Genomic DNA, 18,509 nt, shown 5'->3' with positions numbered 1-18,509 from the left:
AGAAAGAATGCCAAATTAATGACACAGGCAGGAGAGAAAAACGAAAAAAGCCACGGCGGCTGCCGTGGCAAGAGGCTTTAGTGTGAAACACACACTTGCAATGAATGCATTGATGCAATATTAATCAGGCAGGAACGTCGATACCTTCTTCCCGCATTCTGGCCAGTTTGTAGCGCAGGGTACGGGGACTGATACCAAGCTTTTCAGCCACTTCCTTACGTTTCCCTTTACACAACTGCAGGGTATCAAGGATTATCTGATGTTCCTGATGACGCAGCTCAGAACCGAGCTTACTGTCGTCGGTTACCACTTCATCAGCCTGAATACTATGGCTTGCCAGTGTAGCAGCCATATCAATCATCAGATCAGAGGATTCGATAACTTCACCGTCACACAGGATTAAAGCGCGCTGGATAACATTTTCCAGTTCCCGCACATTGCCCGGCCAGTCATACTGAACCAGCTTGTTTCTGGCGGCACCGGACAAACGCAGCGTACTTTCACGCTGACCGCCGGTATGACGCTGGATCAGGTGTTCGGCCAGCGGAACAATATCACCCGGCCTTTTCGCCAGCGGCAACCAGACCACCGGGAAGACATTCAGGCGATAATATAAATCTTCGCGGAACTCCCCCGCCTCTACAGCCTGACGCAAATCCCGGTTACTGGTGGCAATGACCCGGACATCCAGCGCAATAGTTTTGCGTCCGCCCAGGCGCTCGACCTCTTTTTCCTGTAATACACGCAGTAATTTCGCCTGCAGAGCCAGGTCCATTTCGGTAATTTCATCCAGCAGAATAGTGCCGTTCTGCGCCTGCTCAAATTTGCCGGGACATGCCTGAACCGCGCCGGTAAAGGCACCTTTTTCATAACCAAACAATGTGGCTTCCAGCATATTTTCAGGAATGGCCGCGCAGTTGATCGCCACGAACGCTTCTGCAGCGCGGGATGACTGATCGTGGATATAACGGGACAGCACTTCTTTACCGGAACCGCTTGGCCCCAGCACCATTACTGTGGCATCAGAACCGGCAACCTTGCGTGACAACTCCAGCAATCTCAGACTGCCGGGATCTGCCGCAATGGGCGTACGGGACTCAATTTTATGTGCCGGTGCATAGCGGCTGACCAGATTCAGCAGTACCTCAGGAGCAAACGGTTTGGACAGATAATCTGTCGCTCCGTCACGCATGGCCTGAACCGCATCATCAATGGTGGCATACGCCGTCATCAGCAATACCGGTAACTGGGGATAGCGGGCTTTGATATTCTTCAGCAGGGTCAGACCGTTCATGTCACCCATCTGAATGTCACTGACGACGAGATCAACTTTCTCCGCAGCCAGCTGAATCAGTGCATTTTCTGCAGAAGCCGCAGCAATAACCCGGTAATCAGCCAGTTTCAGCGTGTCATTTAATGCTTCACGCAACCCCGCGTCGTCTTCAACAATCAAAATAGTAGAGTGGCTCATACAAGGTCTCCTGTATTCTCAGGGGATAAAGTGGTCCGGGTAACAGGCAGCGTCATGGTGAAGCACGCTCCCTGTCCCTCTAAATTAGTCACACCAAGCCGGCCTTTGTGTGCATTCACAACAGATTTCACTACCGCCAGTCCCAGGCCCGTGCCATGGGTTTTCGTAGTGAAAAACGGTTCAAAAATTTTCTGGCGCACAGCTGCCGGAACACCCGGCCCCTCATCAATCACAGAAACAGCAATGTGTTCACCGCTGCAAACGGCATTGACGTAGACCGTCCCGCCGGCTTCACTGACCTGACAGGCGTTATGTACAAGATTAAGTAACGCTCCCTGCAGGGCTGTAAGATTGCCGGTAAGTGTGGCGTCAGCACTGAAACCGCTGACGGATAAATTCACGCCGGCCTGACGGGTCATGGTTTCTGCAACAGGAACAATGGCATCTTCGAGTTGTGCAGGTGTCAGTACGGACACGACCTGATCTTCACCGGATTTGGCGAACAGCAGCATATCGTTTACCTGACTCTCCAGTTCTTTCAGACGGTCTGTGAGTTTGCCGGCAAAATCGGCTGTGGCCGCTTCCCCGAGGCCTTTGCGTTTCATATTAGCGGCGTACAACATCGCAGCAGAAAGCGGCGTGCGGATTTGATGCGCCAGTGACGCCACCATTTTGCCCAGCGCTGATAAGCGCTGCATGTGGCTGACTCTGGCCTGCAATTGCCGGGTTTCGGTAAGATCGGTCAGAACAATAAGCTGGCCCGGCTCGTTATCAAGGGGTGTAATGGATAGCTTTACCCGGCGGCCGTCAATTAATGACACTTCATGGCCGTCGTCCGCACGGGGTTTAAATGAACGGGCAATGATGGTTCGCCAGAGCTGGCCCTCGAGGGGTTCACCTAACAGTGACTTAGCCTGACCGTTCGCCTGACGCACAATCCCCTGCCCGTCAATGACGATGACGCCGGCAGGCATGACCTGCAATAAATGAGATAAACGACTGGCCTGCTTTTTAAGCACATCAATATCATCACTACTGCTTTCCGCCTGTGCAGAATGCGCGTAATGATAGTCAGATAAATGTACGGATGCTTCGCCGGCAGCGGCTGCGTAGCTATGCCCATCGTATGTCATGATAACCCTCGTCAAAAAGCAGACATTACGTCCTGACTGGGTTAATGCATTTGATGTGCCAGTATTATTTTATATTTAAAACAGTAGGTTACAGAGGTTTTGTAAAGAAGGTTAAAGTCAATTATCTGACGATATCGACTCTTCCCGTTGAATTTCATACTTGCGCATCTTTTCAACCAGAGTGGTTCTGCGCATGCCCAGTTTATCAGCAGCGCGGGCAACGACCCAGTCCTGCTGATCCAGAGCCTGTATGATCAGGTTAATTTCCAGTTCCGACAGATACTCTTTAAGATTCACACCCTCTTCCGGTAGCTGGGAAGAGTCCGCGCCTTCTTCACGGGGGGAAGCATAAACCGAATCTTCAACCGGTGAACGTAAATCTTCCGAAGCAGCTGATTCGGCGAACAATTCATTGAATGCATCGCGTTCAAGCAACTCTTCCGGATAGTCCGGCTCGTAAGCCTGAATTTCACCGTACTGATACTTAGGCGGCAAGTCCTGAATATCAACGATCTGATTAGGGAACAGTATACTCAGCCGCTCTACCAGATTAGACAGCTCACGGACATTACCCGCCCAGTCATGTTCCATTAAAGAGGAAATAGCCATTTCGGTGAATTTAACCACCGATACGCCGTCACCCTGAATACGGCTGATTAATTCCTGCAGTAATAACGGGATGTCTTCGCGGCGTTCACGAAGTGCAGGACTGTCGATAGGAAACACGTTCAGGCGATAATAGAGATCCTCACGGAACTTATCGTCTTTAATCATGTTTTCCAGATTACGGTGAGTGGCAGCAACAATACGTACATTGGCTTTTATCGGTGTATGACCACCAACACGCTCAAATGTCCGTTCCTGCAATACCCGCAGCAATTTAACCTGCATTTGCAGCGGCATGTCACCTATTTCGTCAAGAAACAGTGTCCCGCCTTCTGCCAGTTCAAAGCGTCCTTTCCGTGCACTGATTGCACCGGTAAATGCACCTTTCTCGTGGCCGAATAATTCACTTTCTAACAGTTCACCGGGTATGGCACCACAGTTAACCGGAATAAACGGGCCTTCTTTACGCTCAGACATAAAGTGAACGTTACGGGCGATAACCTCTTTACCGGTACCGGATTCACCCAGAATCAGCACGGTGGCGTCGGTCGGGGCAACCTGCTCTACCAGTTTACGTACAGTCTGAATTTGCTGGCTGCGACCAACAAGGCTACGGAAAAGACGGGTTTTCAGGCCAGCGGTTTTTACCGGGCCCGGACGGTGACGGGTATATTCCTGGCAACGATGAATTGCCTGAGTCAGTACCGGGTAAGTAATAGGAAGTGTAGCGGTGCTGACCAGATTGCAATTCGGTGCAATAAGGCCATCCTGCGCCTGAATAGCGACAAACGGGATGTGGGGAAACTGCGCCACCAGGTTTTGAACCTGATCAGCTCTGGCGTAATCAATCATGACCGCTTCAACGGTATGGGTATTCAGATAGCCGTAGCTATCCGCAAAAGATTGCCCGTAGCAAGCTTCCCCCATGAACGTGATAACGGTTTCTAATTTTTGAATGAGTTCGCCGTCATCACTAACGAGCAGAATTTCCTTCATCTATTCCCCGAGAACGCATTTTTATTATTTACAGTTTAGCGCATCTGCATGATTGTAGCGGTAAAAGATCAGTTCGCAAACACTGATTCTTGTTCCTGAAGCAAAAAAAGCAGGTTTAACCTGCCTTTTTGATTAAAACGTAATCACACCCGTTCTAGTTTAACAATGCCAGAACCTGTCCTTGTTGTTGGTTCGCCTGTGCCTGCACAGAAGTAGCAGCCTGACCCAGTACGCTGTTAGAAATATTTTCTGATACCGCCTGCGCATAGTCCAGATCCTGAATACGGCTGCGGGCTGCAGACACATTCACATCAGCTTCACTGAGGTTTCTTGCCGTACTGGCCAGTGCATTCTGTGTCGCACCGAGATCTGCGCGGAATCCGCCCACAGACTCAACGGCTTCATCAGCCGCCTGCAACGCAGCATCCAAATCGCCGGAAGTGATATCAATATTCAAAATACCGGACAGATTGCCGGCAACATCAGAAGTGCGTACGCCCACGGACTGATCAGGATTTGCCCCGACCTGAAAATTAATTTCCCCTTCAGCACTCAGCAGAGGCTTACCGCCAAAGGTCGTCTGATCGATTGTTTGCGAGATATTATCCTGCAACTGGGTAATTTCAGACTGTATCGCCTGACGATCGGCATCATTCAGTACGCCGCTGCCGGCCTGCAAGGTGAGTTCGCGGATACGGTTGACATCGTCATTAATGCCGGACAAGCCACTTTCCGCAACCTGCGCCAGCGAGATACCGTCATAGGCATTATTAATTGCCTGACGGTTGCCTTCTACCTGAGAAGTAAGACGGTCGATGATTTGCTGCGCAGCCGCACCGTCGGCAGCACTGTTAATGCGTTTGCCCGACGCCAGTTTCTCCATCAGGCTGGTTTGTTTTTCCTGCACCTGCTGAAGTAATGATGTTGTCGATGACGAATTGCTGTTGAAATTGATCATACACGCCTCCTCTCTGCATTAGAGCATAGCACATGTACAACAAAGATATGACAGCGCATGCGTGTATATCTGCTTTCATACCTTTCGTTACTCGTATCTTTAGCCATTTTTCGCCGGACTTTTCAAATACATTTGTAATTTTTGCCGATACAATAGAAATATAAGTTGATTTCCAGATATTCTCACTATGCGATTTACCGGTGCCGTTTTAAGACAAACAGGAAAACCCCTTGAGCTGATTTCTGATATTCAGGTTCCCGGCCTCGCCAGAGGCCAGGTGCTTGTAAAGATAATCTTCACTGGCGTGTGCCACAGTCAGCTTATGGAAGTGCAAGGAAAACGTGGAGAAGATCGCTGGTTGCCTCATTTGCTGGGACATGAAGCTACGGCAGAGGTTATCGACACGGGTCCCGGCGTCAGTAAGGTTCACGCCGGTGACACGGTAGTGCTCGGGTGGCTGAAAGGCAGTGGCATCGATGCTGCCGGCGCTAAATACCAATCACCTGTCGGTACCATTAATTCCGGTGGAGTAACCACATTCAGCGAATATTCTGTGGTATCAGAGAATCGCTGTTACCTGCTTCCCGACAGTCTGACGCCGGAAACGGGTGTATTATTCGGCTGTGCACTTCCCACTGGCATGGGCATGGTCCAAAACCAGTTGCCCTATCAACCTGAGAGTCGTGTTGGTGTTTTCGGCCTTGGCGGAATAGGCATGAGCGCTCTGATGGCCATTCTGCAAAAGCGACCGGCGCAAGTTGTGGTATTTGACAACAACTGCAACAAACTCAGTCTGGCGTTACAAATGGGAGCAGACTACGCCATCAACACCGGTACTGATAACTGGCAAACTGAACTTGCTGCCCAAACTGAAGGTCATCATCTTGACTATATTATTGAATCTGCCGGCAGTTGCAGAACCATCGAACTGGCATTCAGTGCGCTGAGCCGTCAGGGAAAATGCGTATTTGCTTCTCACCCGGCGCACGGTCACACCATCAGCATTGACCCCTTCGAACTAATCTGTGGGAAAACCATAGAAGGCTCGTGGGGCGGCAAAGCCAATCCTGAATCACTGTTACAGCAACAGGCCGGCCATACTGATAATGCGCTATTGCGCAGAATGATGTCTTCTCCGTATGCATTACATGATATTAATCAAGCGATGCAGGATTTGGCCGATAGTAAGGTGGTAAGAGCCATGATTAAGGTAGCTGACCACTGATGGATAACTCACAGGATACGATTATCGCCGCGCAACTGGCGCGCCAGCATGATGGCAAGCGCATCTGTTTTGTGTCGGGTAATTTTAATATTATCCATCCCGGTCATTTGCGCTTTTTGCTGTTCGCAAAAGAACAGGCCGATATTCTGGTGGTTGGCCTGTACGACAAGGCCTCATCCATCAGTGCGTTTTTCTCCAATGATGAACGCAGCTCGGCATTATCCGCATTATCCTTCGTTGACGAAGTGGTGGTGTTGAATAATACCTTGCCGGAGTTTGTCTCAGCGTTAAAGCCAGACGTTATCGTGAAAGGTAAAGAATGGGAAAACGCCGACAATATCGAGCAAATACTGGTTGATAGCTACGGCGGCAAGTTGGTGTTCTCATCCGGTGAAAAGCAATTTTCATCACGGGAGCTACTGCAACAGCAACTGACTGAAAATACAAAGCTTACCCAACAACTGCAACGCTATCACGAGCGTTATGATATCAGCAGTCCACTCCTGAACCGCTACATGGACAACGTGGGCAGTATTAATATCGCGGTTATTGGCGATATTATTGTTGATGAATATCAGGAATGCCTGGCCATCGGTATGTCACAGGAGGACCCTACAATTGCCGTCAGCCCATTAGAATCATTTCAGTACCTGGGCGGCGCTGGTATTGTCGCAGGTCACGCGCAAAGTCTTGGTGCCCAGGCCCACTTTTTCAGCGTGGTAGGCAAGGATGACGCGGGTAAATTCGCCCAGTCAAAACTAACCGAATACGGGGTTACCGCGCATATTGTAGAAGACGCATCCCGCCCCACTACTCACAAGTTACGCTATCGAGCCAAGGGTAAAACACTATTGCGGGTAAACAGCTTCCGCAAACACGCCATAGACAAGCCGGTTATGAATGCGTTACTGGAAAAATTCAAAGCGAATATCCACCATTACGACGTGGTGTTATTTGCTGATTTCAGTTTCGGTGTGCTCTGCCCTGCGTTCATCAAACAGATTCAAACGCTATGCCTTAAACACAACATTCCCATGGTTGCCGACAGTCAGACATCTTCGCAAATTGGCGATTTGACCAAATTCAAACATCTGATGCTGACCACACCAACGGAAATTGAGGCGCGGCTGGCCGCACAAGACGATGACAGCGGCCTGATTCAGGTATCGATGGATTTGGCTGACAAACTCAAAACCACCAGCCTGATCGTGACGCTGGGCGCTGAAGGAATTTTAATTCGTCACCGTAATACCCTGGATGACGTGTTACAAACCGACAACCTGCCTGCACTGGCAGACAATGCTATAGATACCGCAGGTGCCGGCGATGCGCTGTTTGTCACCACCACACTGATGATGTGTGCTGGCGCAACTATTTGGCAGGCCGCCTTTGTAGGCAGTGTCAGCTCAGCTATACAGGTGAATACCCGCGGCAACCTGCCGCTGCCGAAACACAAAGTACTGGCCAAAATTGGTGAGCTGGTAGGATGAAAGTTGTGTTGCTTGCCGCCGGGTTAGGTTCTCGGCTTCGCCCCCTAACCGATACCGTACCCAAATGCCTGGTACCTATTCATGGCAAGCCGTTGCTGGATTTTTGGATTGAGAAGTTTGTGCATCGTGACGATGTCAGCGATATCTACATCAACCTGCATTATCTGCACGAGAAGGTTTCCCAGCACCTGACCGCCAACTGGCAACATGAACCCAAACTTAAAACCTGGTATGAACCTGAACTGCTCGGAACCGGCGGCACCGTATGCGCCCATGCTGACGAATTGGCTGGTAACAGTGTGATCATCGTGCATGCAGACAACCTTTCTGTGTTCGATACCGATGCATATATAAAGGCATTCACGCAACGACCCGCGAAGGTTGCTATGACCATGATGCTGTTTCATACCGATACACCACAAAGCTGTGGCATTATCGAACATGACGAAAATGGCATTGTGCTGAACATGCATGAAAAGGTGGCTAACCCACCGGGTAACCTGGCAAATGGCGCGGTGTATATTATGTCTGCTGACGTTATCGACACCATTATTTCGAATCAGTTTTCAGATATCAGTACGGAAGTTATTCCCCACCTGATGGGCCAGATTAATACGTGGGTGAATACGTGTTATCACCGGGATATTGGCACGCCGGAAAGTTATGCAAAAGCGCAGGAAGACTTTGAAACAGGCCCCCCGGTGGAGTGCCCGCTGCGTAACAATTAGAATGGCGCGTTACCCGACATTGTGAGGAACAGGCTGCCTTCTTTATAGGAAGTGGGCATATGCTCCAGACATTCTACCAAACCCCAGCCATTTTTCTGACTGTAAGCCTGTAACCCAATGGTTTGCAAATGCTGCCAGATACGCTGTGCATTGCTGGCCGAGCCAACTTCCAGCATCATATCCGTGTTAGCCCAATCGGCTTTATCGGTAGAACACAGTGCATCAGCTTCTGCACCTTCAATGTCCATTTTGATGAAGTCGAACTGAGCCAGAACATCTTTAAGCGCAAGACACGCGACAGTAAACTCTTCCGTGCTGCCATACACATGCTCTTTTTTGCCTTTTAAATGGCTGCCAGTTCGATTGCCAATAAGGCGGGTGAATGTCAGGGATTCCTTTTGGTCAGAAATAGCGTATTCCTTCACGGTGATATGTTCGCAAACATTCAACTCAGCGTGATATTTAATTTTCGCCGTGTGATTAGGATCGGGTTCAAAGGCTGTCACCTGCCAGCCATTTTTGTCCATTAAGAGGGAGTGCAAGCCGATGTTTGCCCCCATGTCCGCCACACTTTTGTATTGCTCTTTTTTGGCAAGATAGAAAGAAAACAGGATCAGTTCATCCAAACCAAACAGGTCCAAAGAATTAATATTGCCCATGGAGTAATAAGGCAACGCTATCTCGCCAAATGGCCCCAACACCACTGTTTCCCGTGGATGTTCGGAAAACTGGGAAACACTGAACACACGTTCACAGGCACTGGACATCACACGATGAAACTCACCGTCGCGCTGATGAAGCGCTTTGTTCTGTTGAAGTAGCGTAAATAGATCTGCAAAAAAATTCGACATGTAGCACCTTTATTAAGATTCAACGTTGGCAACAAGCATGTCTTCGCGAATCGACATGTTGAGATCAGCAGGACTCATTGCTTCAAGTGGATTGCCATATTTTATGATGGGCTCACAGCGAAAGCCCTCATCAATCATCAATTCGATTAACACCGGATGGGTGGCATTAAGCGTTTTTTCCAGCACCTGTGCGAAGACTGCGTTGGATGTCACCTGATAAGCCTCTATCCCATAACCCTTGGCGATGTTGGCAAAATTTAGCTTTGGCAAGCCGCTATTGGATGACGAGGCTATGTAACGAGCATCCAGCCAATCATCCTGAGTTTGCTTGATCATTGCGTGGCCCTGATTGTTATACAAAATGATCAGAATATTCAGGTTATGCGCGGCAACCGTGGCAAGTTCCTGAATATTCATTTGCAAACCGCCGTCACCATTAATGGAAAACGTTTTGCGCGCTTTCGCTTGCAGTGCCACGCCAATGGCGGCCGGCAACCCGTAGCCCATTGGTGTATTGTTGTAGGAAGAAATAAACTGTTGGCCAGCTTTCTCCTGACTGTACACCAGTGTTAGCGGCAAACACGTACCGGTATCAACACAGATTTTGTCGTTTTCCCGCAAATGCGCTGACATTTGCCGGGCTGCTTCATAGGGGTTCACTAACGGTAAGGCGTACGCAGGCTGGCCGTTATACTTGTTTTGCATTTTGCTGATGTAATCGTGCCACGCAGCTTTACTTAGACTGGCATGGGCGTCATTGCTTTCGGTTAGCGCTATTAACCTGTCAGCAAAACTTTGTGCACTGCAATGCAGTTTATACGCGACCTCAAAACCGAAAGTGTCAAATTTGTCCATTTCGGCTTTATCAATTTCGACCATGCCGACTACTGCTTCCCGTGCAAATAAATCCAGCTTGCCGGTTGCCCGGGAGTCCATACGGCACCCAACTGAAAAGACAAAATCGGCATTCTGTAACACCACATTATTGCCTCTGGACGAATGCGTACCGAACGTTCCTACGTTTAGCGGATGGCCAGCTGCCATGCTCTTGTTCGGCCAGGTCACCAGAAACGGAACGTCCAACTTTTCAGCTATGTGTACAAACTGTGCCTGTAGCGACGGAGTGCTGATGCCAGCGCCAAAAATAAACACCGGGCGCTGAGCGGCATTAAACTGCGCAAGCACCTCGCTTACCTGCACTTCATCGGCACATGGCAAAGCATTAACTGATACGGATGGCGTATAGGCTCGCAAGTTGTCTAACGCGTTTGCGCATTGGCTACTGTCCAGTACTACACGCTGAAAATCATCAGGAATATCAATCAGCACCGGCCCTTTTCTGCCGCCCAGCGCAGTATAGATCGCCTGTGGCAGTGCCTGCAGAATGTCCTCTGGGGAAGAAATCTGATAGGCCACTTTGGTAATGGGACTGGCCATCGACACAATATCGGTTTCCTGAAAACCATATTGACGCACGCCAATGGAACCCGACTGCCTGAACGACGCCACATTGCCGGTAATATGCACGGTAGGAACCGAATCAAAATACGAACAGGCAATACCCGTGAGCAGGTTGGTGGCGCCGGGGCCAGAAGTAGCAATGGTAGCACCGATACTGTGCTGAGCTTTGGCGTAGGCGTCCGCCGCCATCGCGCAAGCCTGCTCGTGCTGCATCGGAATATCGACAATGCCGTCGCATTGATGCACAGAGTCAATTAAATGTAATGCTGCGCCGCCTTGCACCACAAAAACATGGTCGGTAAAAACGGCAAGCGCACTGGCAACAAAATCAGATAATTTCATTTCACTTCCCCCGGGTTCTCACATGCAACAAAGTCATTCCCGGCGCGCCTTAACTTATAAGCATTGGTGTCCGCCGCAAGAAAGTTTGCAAACGGCGCCGATGACAGTGTGTCGTGTGCAGCGCTAAAATTGCGACCAGAAAATGCAAGCGGTGCACTGAACAGCAAGAATCGCAATGCGTCAGTCACTTTTAACATTGGCACAAACGCATCTTCATTAAGCCTGCGTTGAGTTTCAGCAAAAGCCGCACCTGCGCGCTCTCCGGCACTGAGTGTTTCTACATGAATTTTGGTTTTGACAAAACCGGGGCCGAGATTGAAAAACAGAAGATCAGGATATTCTGCTGCCAGCAACTCGGTCATTTTAATCAGGATAACCTTGGCATTGGTGTAGGCACTAAAATTCAATGGTGCGCCATTCACGCCGCCACCTGCCAGACTAATAACGCGACTTCCCGCAGCCAAACCTGGCAACAACGCATTTAGCAGGTGCAGTATGGAAAACGCATTCAGGTACTGACTATCCTGCCACTGCTGGAACGACACCTCGCCAAATTTGCCAATCGGATATAAACTGCCGTGCAAGAACACGATATCATCCACTCCCAACTGCACCGCTTGTCTGGCGAAGTCTTCAACCTGTTGTTGGTTAGCCATATCCACCTGAAACAAGGTGCAGCCGCACGCGTGTAATCTGTCGACCTGTGCCGACGGCTGACGGAAGGTGCCATAAAAAGTCACCTCACCATGTTGCTGACGGATGTCCTGCACCATGGCCTCGCCAATGTCGCTGTTGATACCGGTGACGAGGATTTTCTTCATATCAGAATGGCCCCTGAAACCAATGGCCAGGCACATCATGGGGATTCTGCCGCGGTGCGACGGCTGGTATTGATGTATTACACATTTTACTGACTGCCTGCACGATATCTGCTGCAGTATTGTAAAAGCCCTTGGTCATGCCAAAGCTTGTGGGTTCCGGATACATCGGCAAACCTAACCTGCCTGGCGCGGCTTTTAGCGAACCAAAACTCTGCTCTGTGCAGGACGCAATAATTTCGCTGGCCACAGAAAACTTGCTGTGGGCGCTGTCGCACACCAGCAAGCGTCCGGTTTTCTTAACGGCATTGTATATAGGTGTCCAGTCGCGGCTATCCAGACCAACTGTTTCAATCACGTCACAGGTTACCCCGTGCTGACGCAGATGCTCTGCGGCCTGCAACGCTTCAAGTACCATGTAGCTGTTTGCAACCAGGGTGACGGTTTCGCCCGAGCAATGGGTTCTCACTGACGCAAAAGGCTCAGAAAAAGGGATAACCTGACTCCGTTCACAAGCCTGATTGTGTAACCAGCGATGCTCGATAAACACGGTAGGATTATCATCCATAATGGCCTGATATAACTGTTGGCCAACCGCGTCGGTTTTACTGGGGATCACCACTTTCAAACCCGGAATATGAGCAAACCAGTTTTGCAAATTCTGTGCATGGGTAGGCCCCTGCCCCCAACCTCGTCCCACAATAAGACGAATGGTGAGTGGCACACGCATCTGGCCATTGAACATGTAGTGCCACTTGGCGGCATTGTTGACCAGCTGATCCATCGCCAGCAGAAAAAAATCCACCCGCTGATGAGTCATTAACACCCGGGTTCCCGCCTGCGCAGCACCTACTCCCACACCGGTCATGCCGTTTTCTGCGGTGGGCATGTCGAACACTCGTTCAGGGCCATAGGCTTCGGCTAAACCTGACGTGGTATCAAAAATACCTTTTGGATCGTCAATGCCCAACCCCATGCAAATCATACCGGGATCATCGGCCATGGCTTGCTTTTGAGCGGCGTTTACCTGTTGAGCAAAGGTTGTGGAATTATTCTGCATAAACGTACAACTCATTGTGTTCAGGGTTTGGGAACGGCGCTTGTTCCGCCGCCGTAAATGCAGCTTCGATTTGGGCCTCAATCTCACTTACCATTGCCGCTTTCGTCGCCGCCCAGTTGGCCTCGTTCGCGAAAGTGGCTTCCAGTTGTAAGAGCGGGTCTTTCGCTTGCCAGCTGGCCATTTCACCTGCGGGGCGATAACCTAAATCATCATCAAAATTAGGGCCGCAATGTTCGCGGTAGCGGTAGGTATGCAATTCAATGAGTGCCGGGCCGTTGCCATCGCGTATCCATTTAACGGCCTGTTCGGCTATCTGTAATACTGACTCAAGGTTGTGACCATCGCCTTCCAGCGCAAACAACCCCATAGACTTGCTCATCCCAGTGATTGAACGCCCTTGCGGCTGGCGACAACGCAAGCCACTGTAAACGGAATACTGGTTGTTTTCGCAAACATACAAAATAGGCAGTTTACGTACCGCGGCGAAATTAACCGACTCGTAAAACGCCCCTTCTTCCGTTGCGCCATCACCAAAATAAGCAACAGTCAGGTTGTTTTGTCGTTGCAGTTGCTGATGCAGCGCCTGCCCGGTTGCCACTGGAATACTGTTAGCCACAATAGCGGTACTGGCCACAAAGCCGGCGTCAAGGTCAGACAAATGCATTGAGCCACCCCGGCCACCCGTACAGCCCGTTGCCTTACCATATAATTCTGCAATTAATTTATTCAGGTCGCCGCCTTTCGCCAGATAATGGGCGTGTGCGCGATGTGAGCTAAACGCTTTGTCGTCTTTGGTGAGCATGGCTGATACGCCTACAGCGCATGCTTCCTGACCAATCGACAAATGAGTTGGGCAACGCATTTTCTGTTCTGAATAATGGTGCGCAATCGCTTCTTCTACCATGCGAATGCGCAGCATATCATTGTAGTAGTGATGCAATGTTTTCACGGCATAAACCAATAGTAATCACCGGTGTAACCCACGTCGCGAAAGAAGGCTTTCCACTCGTCCACGTGCATGATGGTTTTCGCGGTGAGGTTCCATTCATACATACGCTCTTTTTCTTCGTCATCACGGTAAGCATCAACGGTAATAAATGCGTTGCCTTTGCTTACCCGCATGATCTCCTGCAAGGCAATTGCACAGTCGTCCTGTTCCAGGTTGTGCACCGTGTTCACACTGATCACCGCATCAAACGTGTTGTCTTCAAACGGCAGTGCCATGGCATTGGCCTGCTGAAGCTTGTGTTTAACCGTGGGATAAGCATTAGCAATTGCATAATCTGAAACGTCTACGCCGTTAACATCGATGCCCGGAATCAACTCCTGCATGTCATGAAGCATAAACCCTTTCGCGCAACCCACATCCAGTACTTTGCTTTGAGCAGTTAACTGAAAATGCGCCTGAAAATCAGGGATTACAGGCTGCCAGAAACGGGCACTATAATGAAAGCCGCCATAGCCATACTGACGGTCACCGTCAAAAAAAGCTTCGCCGAACTGGCGAGCAATACGCCGCACTTCTTCCGTTTTTGCTTCCACCCGGGCTTTGGTATCGCGCTTGGTGCGTGGATAATTTTTTAGTAAGTCAATTTCCATCATCAGGCCTTGTGCTGGTATTCAGTTGGCAGAGTTTTCAGTACATCAAAATACTGCTTTGCCCAGTCAATGGTGCGGGAAATGCCGTCTTCCAGCGAAATCGTATCCTGCCAGCCTAGTTCGCGGCGGAGCTTGTCAGTATTCAACAAATAAGCGGCATCTTTACCTGGACGATCTTCAGTAATTTGGCACACTTGTTCTAACGTGGTTCCCAAACGCTCGCAAATCGTCGCCACCAGATTCCGTATGCTTACCGTATCGTTGGTGGAAATATGATAGGTATCACCGATGGTGCCACGTTCCCCAATGCCAAGCGTTGCGTCCGACACATCGTCAATGTGAATGAACGACCTTTCAGAGTGCCCACCACCATGTAACGGCAGCGTTTCGCCTTTCATGACCGACATAATGGTTTTTGGAATAATCCGATACAATGGCTGGCCTTCACCGTAAACGTTGGCTGCCCGCGTCGTCACCACTGGAAACTGGTGCACATCGAAAAATGTTTTCAGGCTCATATCCGCAGCAGCACGGGATACCGCATACGGTGTACTGGGATTGAAACCATGGCTCTCATCAATAAAGCCGCTGCAACTGCCATACACTTCCGGGGTGGAAATATGAATATATTTGTCAAGAAAATCCTTGTGACGCAGGAAGTTATGCAGCTTAACGGTAGACACCACATTGGTCATAAACCAGTGCTCAGGAAACTCCCAGCTCTGACCAACCATACTTTGCGCAGCAAAATTGTAGATATGCGCGGGCTTTCGGTCATCAATCAACTGCATGATACGCGGCAAATCGTGGTTTAAGTCCAGTTGATGAAACTGATACCCCTTGGTGTCGCCCCAGGTTTGAGGAGCTAATGCCATGACGGGCTGTTCAGAGCGACTGATCCCCACCACTTCACTGCCTTTTGCCAATAAATAGCGGCAAAAACTCGCGCCGGAAAAGGAGTTGGCACCAATGACAAAAACCGCTTTACTCATGATTGTTCCCCAGCGAGGTATTCAACAGCCGCATTAACATGTGTCCAACCACCAGTTGGAGATCTTCTGCGATTTGCATGTCATCCACGGCAAAATGAATCGGCAAGTTTACTAACTCTAGGCATTTGCCCCCTTTGTAACCCAACGTGCCGACGGTATAAACGCCGGTCGCGTTCGCCTGTTCCACTGCTTTTACGATATTGGGTGAATTGCCGCTGCCAGACAATACCCACAGAATGTCGCCAAGCTTGCCCTTGGTTTTTACCTGATGGGCATAAATGTTTTCAAATCCGGTATCGTTACCCAGGCATGTCAGTACCGCCGCGTTAGCTGACAACGCTTCAACCTTAATGGTTGCCTCGGCAGACGGACAAATACCGTAAAGGAAGTCGTTGGCCAGATGTATCGCATTCCCGGCACTACCGCCGTTGCCACAAATGTACAACGTGCCGCCCGCCAACGATAACTGATGCAGTTTTTCAGCAAACACCTCTACGGTGTTCCAGTCGTAGGAACGAAGAATTCCAGCCAGCTTTTCAGCGTATACAGAGCAAGTAATTGGCGTCATAAAACGTGCTTTTCCATCCATTTCAGATTGTACCATTGCTCGTTGTCTTCCAGTTCATTCGCTTTATAGGCAGCAATAATCTCTTCAATGGCGTTTTCCACACACTTCTTCGGTGCAAACCCTGTTGCCAGCAGTTTGTCGGAATTAACCCGGTACGAGCGCGGATCGTTCGACGGCGTAGTAATCACTTCAGCCCCCGTTCTGCGAGCCAGAATGTCGGCAATTTCAGCAATGGTAATATTCTCAAAACCCGCATTGTAAACGCCGGTTACCTGTGGGTTGTCCAGCAGAAATACATACAGGTCGGTAATGTCATCGATGTGGATATTCGGACGCGACTGGTCGCCACCAAATACCGTAATCCGGCCATTCTTAATGGCTTGCATCGTCAACATATTCACTGCTACATCCAGACGCATACGCGGTGACAAACCACAAACGGTGGCCGGACGCACAATTTGCACTGTCATTTTGTCACTGTAGCTCAACAGCACCCGCTCAGACACCATCTTGGTTTTGTTGTACTCGGAGATTGGCTCCAGAGGTAAATCCTCGGTCACCTGATCTTCATCTTTCACGCCGTACACACTGCCAGACGACGCATAAATAAAATGCTTGATGCCAATGCGTGCAGCATGATCTGCAATTTGCATGGTAGCCAGTGCGCTGACTTCCCAGGTGAGTTTTGGATTCAGGTCGCCACACGGGTCATTGGCAATAGAAGCGAGATGGATAATGGCATCTACACCGTCAAAGGGGATCTCGGCGAGATTGCGCACATCACCCTTTACCACTGTCAGTTGTTCGTGCTGTGGCAGAAAGTTTCCAAACCACTGCGTATCAAAGGCAACAACCTGATGTCCGGCTGCCAGTAACTTGGGTACCAGTACCGACCCTTTGTAGCCTGTTGCTCCCGTTACAAGAATTTTCATAGAAGACCTTTATCAAAATAGTAAGAAAGTGCAGCGAGAATGTGAGTTGCCAGCGGCGCGTCCCAGCATAAATACTGCCCCTCTTTGGCACCGACAAGTTTGTTCCTGCCATAGTGAAAACCAATTTCTGCGAGGTGAGATAACGTATTCGACGTACATGATTCATCAACCATACCAAAACACAAATAATGGCTGTTGGAAAAATAACACAACACCTGTGTACCATTGCTGACGGTGAGGTTCACTCTGCATTGCTGATATAACGCCAAGCGCAAACTCACCGACAACGCGGCCTCGGGGCATTCCCAAATACCTGAGCCCCAGTTTAGCGCGGACATAGCTTTGGCAGTGTCGCGGATCACGATGACGGCATGGCCCTGCGCCACTAACTGTGTAGCGACGTTTTTCCATTCAGCCAGCAAACTGTTTCTGGACTGGTGTGCTTCACACTCTCGCAAGGTAATACAAATACAACGTGCAATATCAAGGCCTCTGCTAGCAGCCCACTCACTGATTTTGCGTTTGTCAAAATCGGTGGCATCGAGGATTTGATGCTCAATACCCTGCTCAATAAACGCAAACATTTCATGGTAGAAATGCCGGCCAACAGGGTGCAGGAAGTTATGCTGTTCAGGGAACTGATGGGCCGCTGCGGTAAAACGCTCACGGGCTTCCTGTCGCGAACGAGCCAGATAAAACGAGGCATTTTTATCAATCATGCTGGCAATTGGCAGAAACAGGTTCATCACCCGATAATTCATTTCTTCAACACTGAAAAAATCAATATTGCTACGAAAGCCGTGTTTGTCGCCGGGGCAGATAACCACAGAAAGCGAAGACAACCCACGCCGGTTAGCTTCCAGCTTGCAGCGCACCATAAACACCAGAAAATCGAATGTGGGTGGTGCGATACGTAAGTCATACACTACAGTGAGAACATCATTGCCCGACAAAAACAGGTGTTGCTTATCCTGATAGATATCTTCCAGCAATGTCAGTTCGCCAGTTAGCCCATTGAACCAATACCATGGCGTTTGCCCCGATACGGTAAGCAGTGGCAGCACGTCGGCATAATCGTAAATCGCAATAACAATACGGTCGTAGTGGCTGTCTGTAAGTTGTTGCAGTGGTAATACCGCTTGTCCGTGCACTTGCCCTTCACCACGGGAATTATAGAAGTGGCACAAGGCCTCATCGCCCAAGGTGTTCAGGTATTTATCTGCACTGCCGCCTGTACCAATTACCGCAATTTTTTGCATATTCGTTATCACAACTCGCT

Annotated in this window: 17 protein-coding genes; 3 read left to right on the top strand and 14 right to left on the bottom strand. The window is 49.7% G+C overall.

What is annotated here, in order from left to right; genetic code table 11:
- Positions 1-124: 124 nt before the first annotated feature.
- From DS731_RS06490 to DS731_RS06475, 4 genes are all read right to left on the bottom strand, one after another.
- The gene (locus tag DS731_RS06490; protein WP_119500562.1) at positions 125-1,471 is read right to left on the bottom strand and encodes a sigma-54-dependent transcriptional regulator; all 1,347 of its coding nucleotides are present in this window, start codon (positions 1,469-1,471) and stop codon (positions 125-127) included.
- Positions 1,468-2,604: a sensor histidine kinase gene (locus DS731_RS06485; RefSeq protein WP_119500561.1), complete on the bottom strand. Its 1,137-nt coding sequence runs from the start codon at positions 2,602-2,604 to the stop codon at positions 1,468-1,470. Before DS731_RS06485 ends, DS731_RS06490 begins: the two co-directional genes overlap by 4 nt.
- A 117-nt stretch (positions 2,605-2,721) precedes the next feature.
- Complete coding sequence (locus tag DS731_RS06480) at positions 2,722-4,206, bottom strand: sigma-54 dependent transcriptional regulator (protein ID WP_119500560.1); 1,485 nt, start codon at positions 4,204-4,206, stop codon at positions 2,722-2,724.
- Between the two features lie 154 nt (positions 4,207-4,360).
- Positions 4,361-5,164, bottom strand: a complete 804-nt coding sequence (locus DS731_RS06475; protein ID WP_119500559.1) for a flagellin N-terminal helical domain-containing protein — start codon at positions 5,162-5,164, stop codon at positions 4,361-4,363.
- 187 nt (positions 5,165-5,351) lie between these two features.
- Here DS731_RS06475 and DS731_RS06470 point away from each other — a divergent pair, with 187 nt between their 5' ends.
- Genes DS731_RS06470 through DS731_RS06460 form a run of 3 tightly spaced genes read left to right on the top strand, consistent with a single transcriptional unit; the run spans position 5,352 to position 8,607 of the window.
- A complete protein-coding gene (locus DS731_RS06470) occupies positions 5,352-6,389 on the top strand; it encodes a zinc-binding dehydrogenase (protein ID WP_119500558.1) in 1,038 nt (345 codons plus the stop codon).
- Positions 6,389-7,879: a PfkB family carbohydrate kinase gene (locus tag DS731_RS06465; protein ID WP_119500557.1), complete on the top strand. Its 1,491-nt coding sequence runs from the start codon at positions 6,389-6,391 to the stop codon at positions 7,877-7,879. The genes DS731_RS06470 and DS731_RS06465 overlap by 1 nt, the downstream gene beginning before the upstream one ends.
- Complete coding sequence (locus DS731_RS06460; protein ID WP_119500556.1) at positions 7,876-8,607, top strand: nucleotidyltransferase family protein; 732 nt, start codon at positions 7,876-7,878, stop codon at positions 8,605-8,607. Before DS731_RS06465 ends, DS731_RS06460 begins: the two co-directional genes overlap by 4 nt.
- Here DS731_RS06460 and DS731_RS06455 read toward each other — a convergent pair.
- Genes DS731_RS06455 through DS731_RS06410 form a run of 10 tightly spaced genes read right to left on the bottom strand, consistent with a single transcriptional unit; the run spans position 8,604 to position 18,489 of the window.
- Positions 8,604-9,458 (bottom strand): FkbM family methyltransferase, encoded by an 855-nt coding sequence (locus tag DS731_RS06455; protein WP_119500555.1) that lies wholly within the window; start codon positions 9,456-9,458, stop codon positions 8,604-8,606. The two genes, DS731_RS06460 and DS731_RS06455, sit on opposite strands and share 4 nt — an antisense overlap.
- Before the next feature lie 12 nt (positions 9,459-9,470).
- The gene (locus DS731_RS06450; RefSeq protein ID WP_119500554.1) at positions 9,471-11,261 is read right to left on the bottom strand and encodes a thiamine pyrophosphate-binding protein; all 1,791 of its coding nucleotides are present in this window, start codon (positions 11,259-11,261) and stop codon (positions 9,471-9,473) included.
- On the bottom strand, positions 11,258-12,082 hold the full coding sequence (locus DS731_RS06445) for an SDR family NAD(P)-dependent oxidoreductase (protein ID WP_161599113.1): 825 nt from the start codon (positions 12,080-12,082) through the stop codon (positions 11,258-11,260). The genes DS731_RS06450 and DS731_RS06445 overlap by 4 nt, the downstream gene beginning before the upstream one ends.
- 1 nt (position 12,083) lies before the next feature.
- Positions 12,084-13,139: an alpha-ketoacid dehydrogenase subunit beta gene (locus tag DS731_RS06440; RefSeq protein ID WP_119503331.1), complete on the bottom strand. Its 1,056-nt coding sequence runs from the start codon at positions 13,137-13,139 to the stop codon at positions 12,084-12,086.
- The gene (locus DS731_RS06435) at positions 13,129-14,088 is read right to left on the bottom strand and encodes a thiamine pyrophosphate-dependent dehydrogenase E1 component subunit alpha (protein ID WP_202980712.1); all 960 of its coding nucleotides are present in this window, start codon (positions 14,086-14,088) and stop codon (positions 13,129-13,131) included. The genes DS731_RS06440 and DS731_RS06435 overlap by 11 nt, the downstream gene beginning before the upstream one ends.
- Positions 14,085-14,741 carry a class I SAM-dependent methyltransferase gene (locus DS731_RS06430; RefSeq protein ID WP_202980711.1) on the bottom strand — a complete coding sequence of 219 codons (657 nt, stop codon included), beginning with the start codon at positions 14,739-14,741 and terminating at the stop codon, positions 14,085-14,087. Before DS731_RS06430 ends, DS731_RS06435 begins: the two co-directional genes overlap by 4 nt.
- Entirely contained in the window at positions 14,741-15,730 is a 990-nt protein-coding gene (locus DS731_RS06425) for an NAD-dependent epimerase/dehydratase family protein (RefSeq protein WP_119500551.1), read from the bottom strand. The genes DS731_RS06430 and DS731_RS06425 overlap by 1 nt, the downstream gene beginning before the upstream one ends.
- The gene (locus DS731_RS06420) at positions 15,723-16,298 is read right to left on the bottom strand and encodes an SIS domain-containing protein (protein WP_232373499.1); all 576 of its coding nucleotides are present in this window, start codon (positions 16,296-16,298) and stop codon (positions 15,723-15,725) included. The genes DS731_RS06425 and DS731_RS06420 overlap by 8 nt, the downstream gene beginning before the upstream one ends.
- The gene (locus tag DS731_RS06415; protein WP_119500550.1) at positions 16,295-17,230 is read right to left on the bottom strand and encodes an NAD-dependent epimerase/dehydratase family protein; all 936 of its coding nucleotides are present in this window, start codon (positions 17,228-17,230) and stop codon (positions 16,295-16,297) included. The genes DS731_RS06420 and DS731_RS06415 overlap by 4 nt, the downstream gene beginning before the upstream one ends.
- Positions 17,227-18,489 carry a hypothetical protein gene (locus DS731_RS06410; RefSeq protein ID WP_119500549.1) on the bottom strand — a complete coding sequence of 421 codons (1,263 nt, stop codon included), beginning with the start codon at positions 18,487-18,489 and terminating at the stop codon, positions 17,227-17,229. The genes DS731_RS06415 and DS731_RS06410 overlap by 4 nt, the downstream gene beginning before the upstream one ends.
- Positions 18,490-18,509: the final 20 nt, after the last annotated feature.

Source organism: Alteromonas sp. RKMC-009, from assembly GCF_003584565.2.
Lineage (GTDB): Bacteria > Pseudomonadota > Gammaproteobacteria > Enterobacterales > Alteromonadaceae > Alteromonas.
The sequence above is the reverse complement of the archived record's forward strand: the minus strand, read 5'-3'. Positions and strand labels throughout refer to the sequence as shown.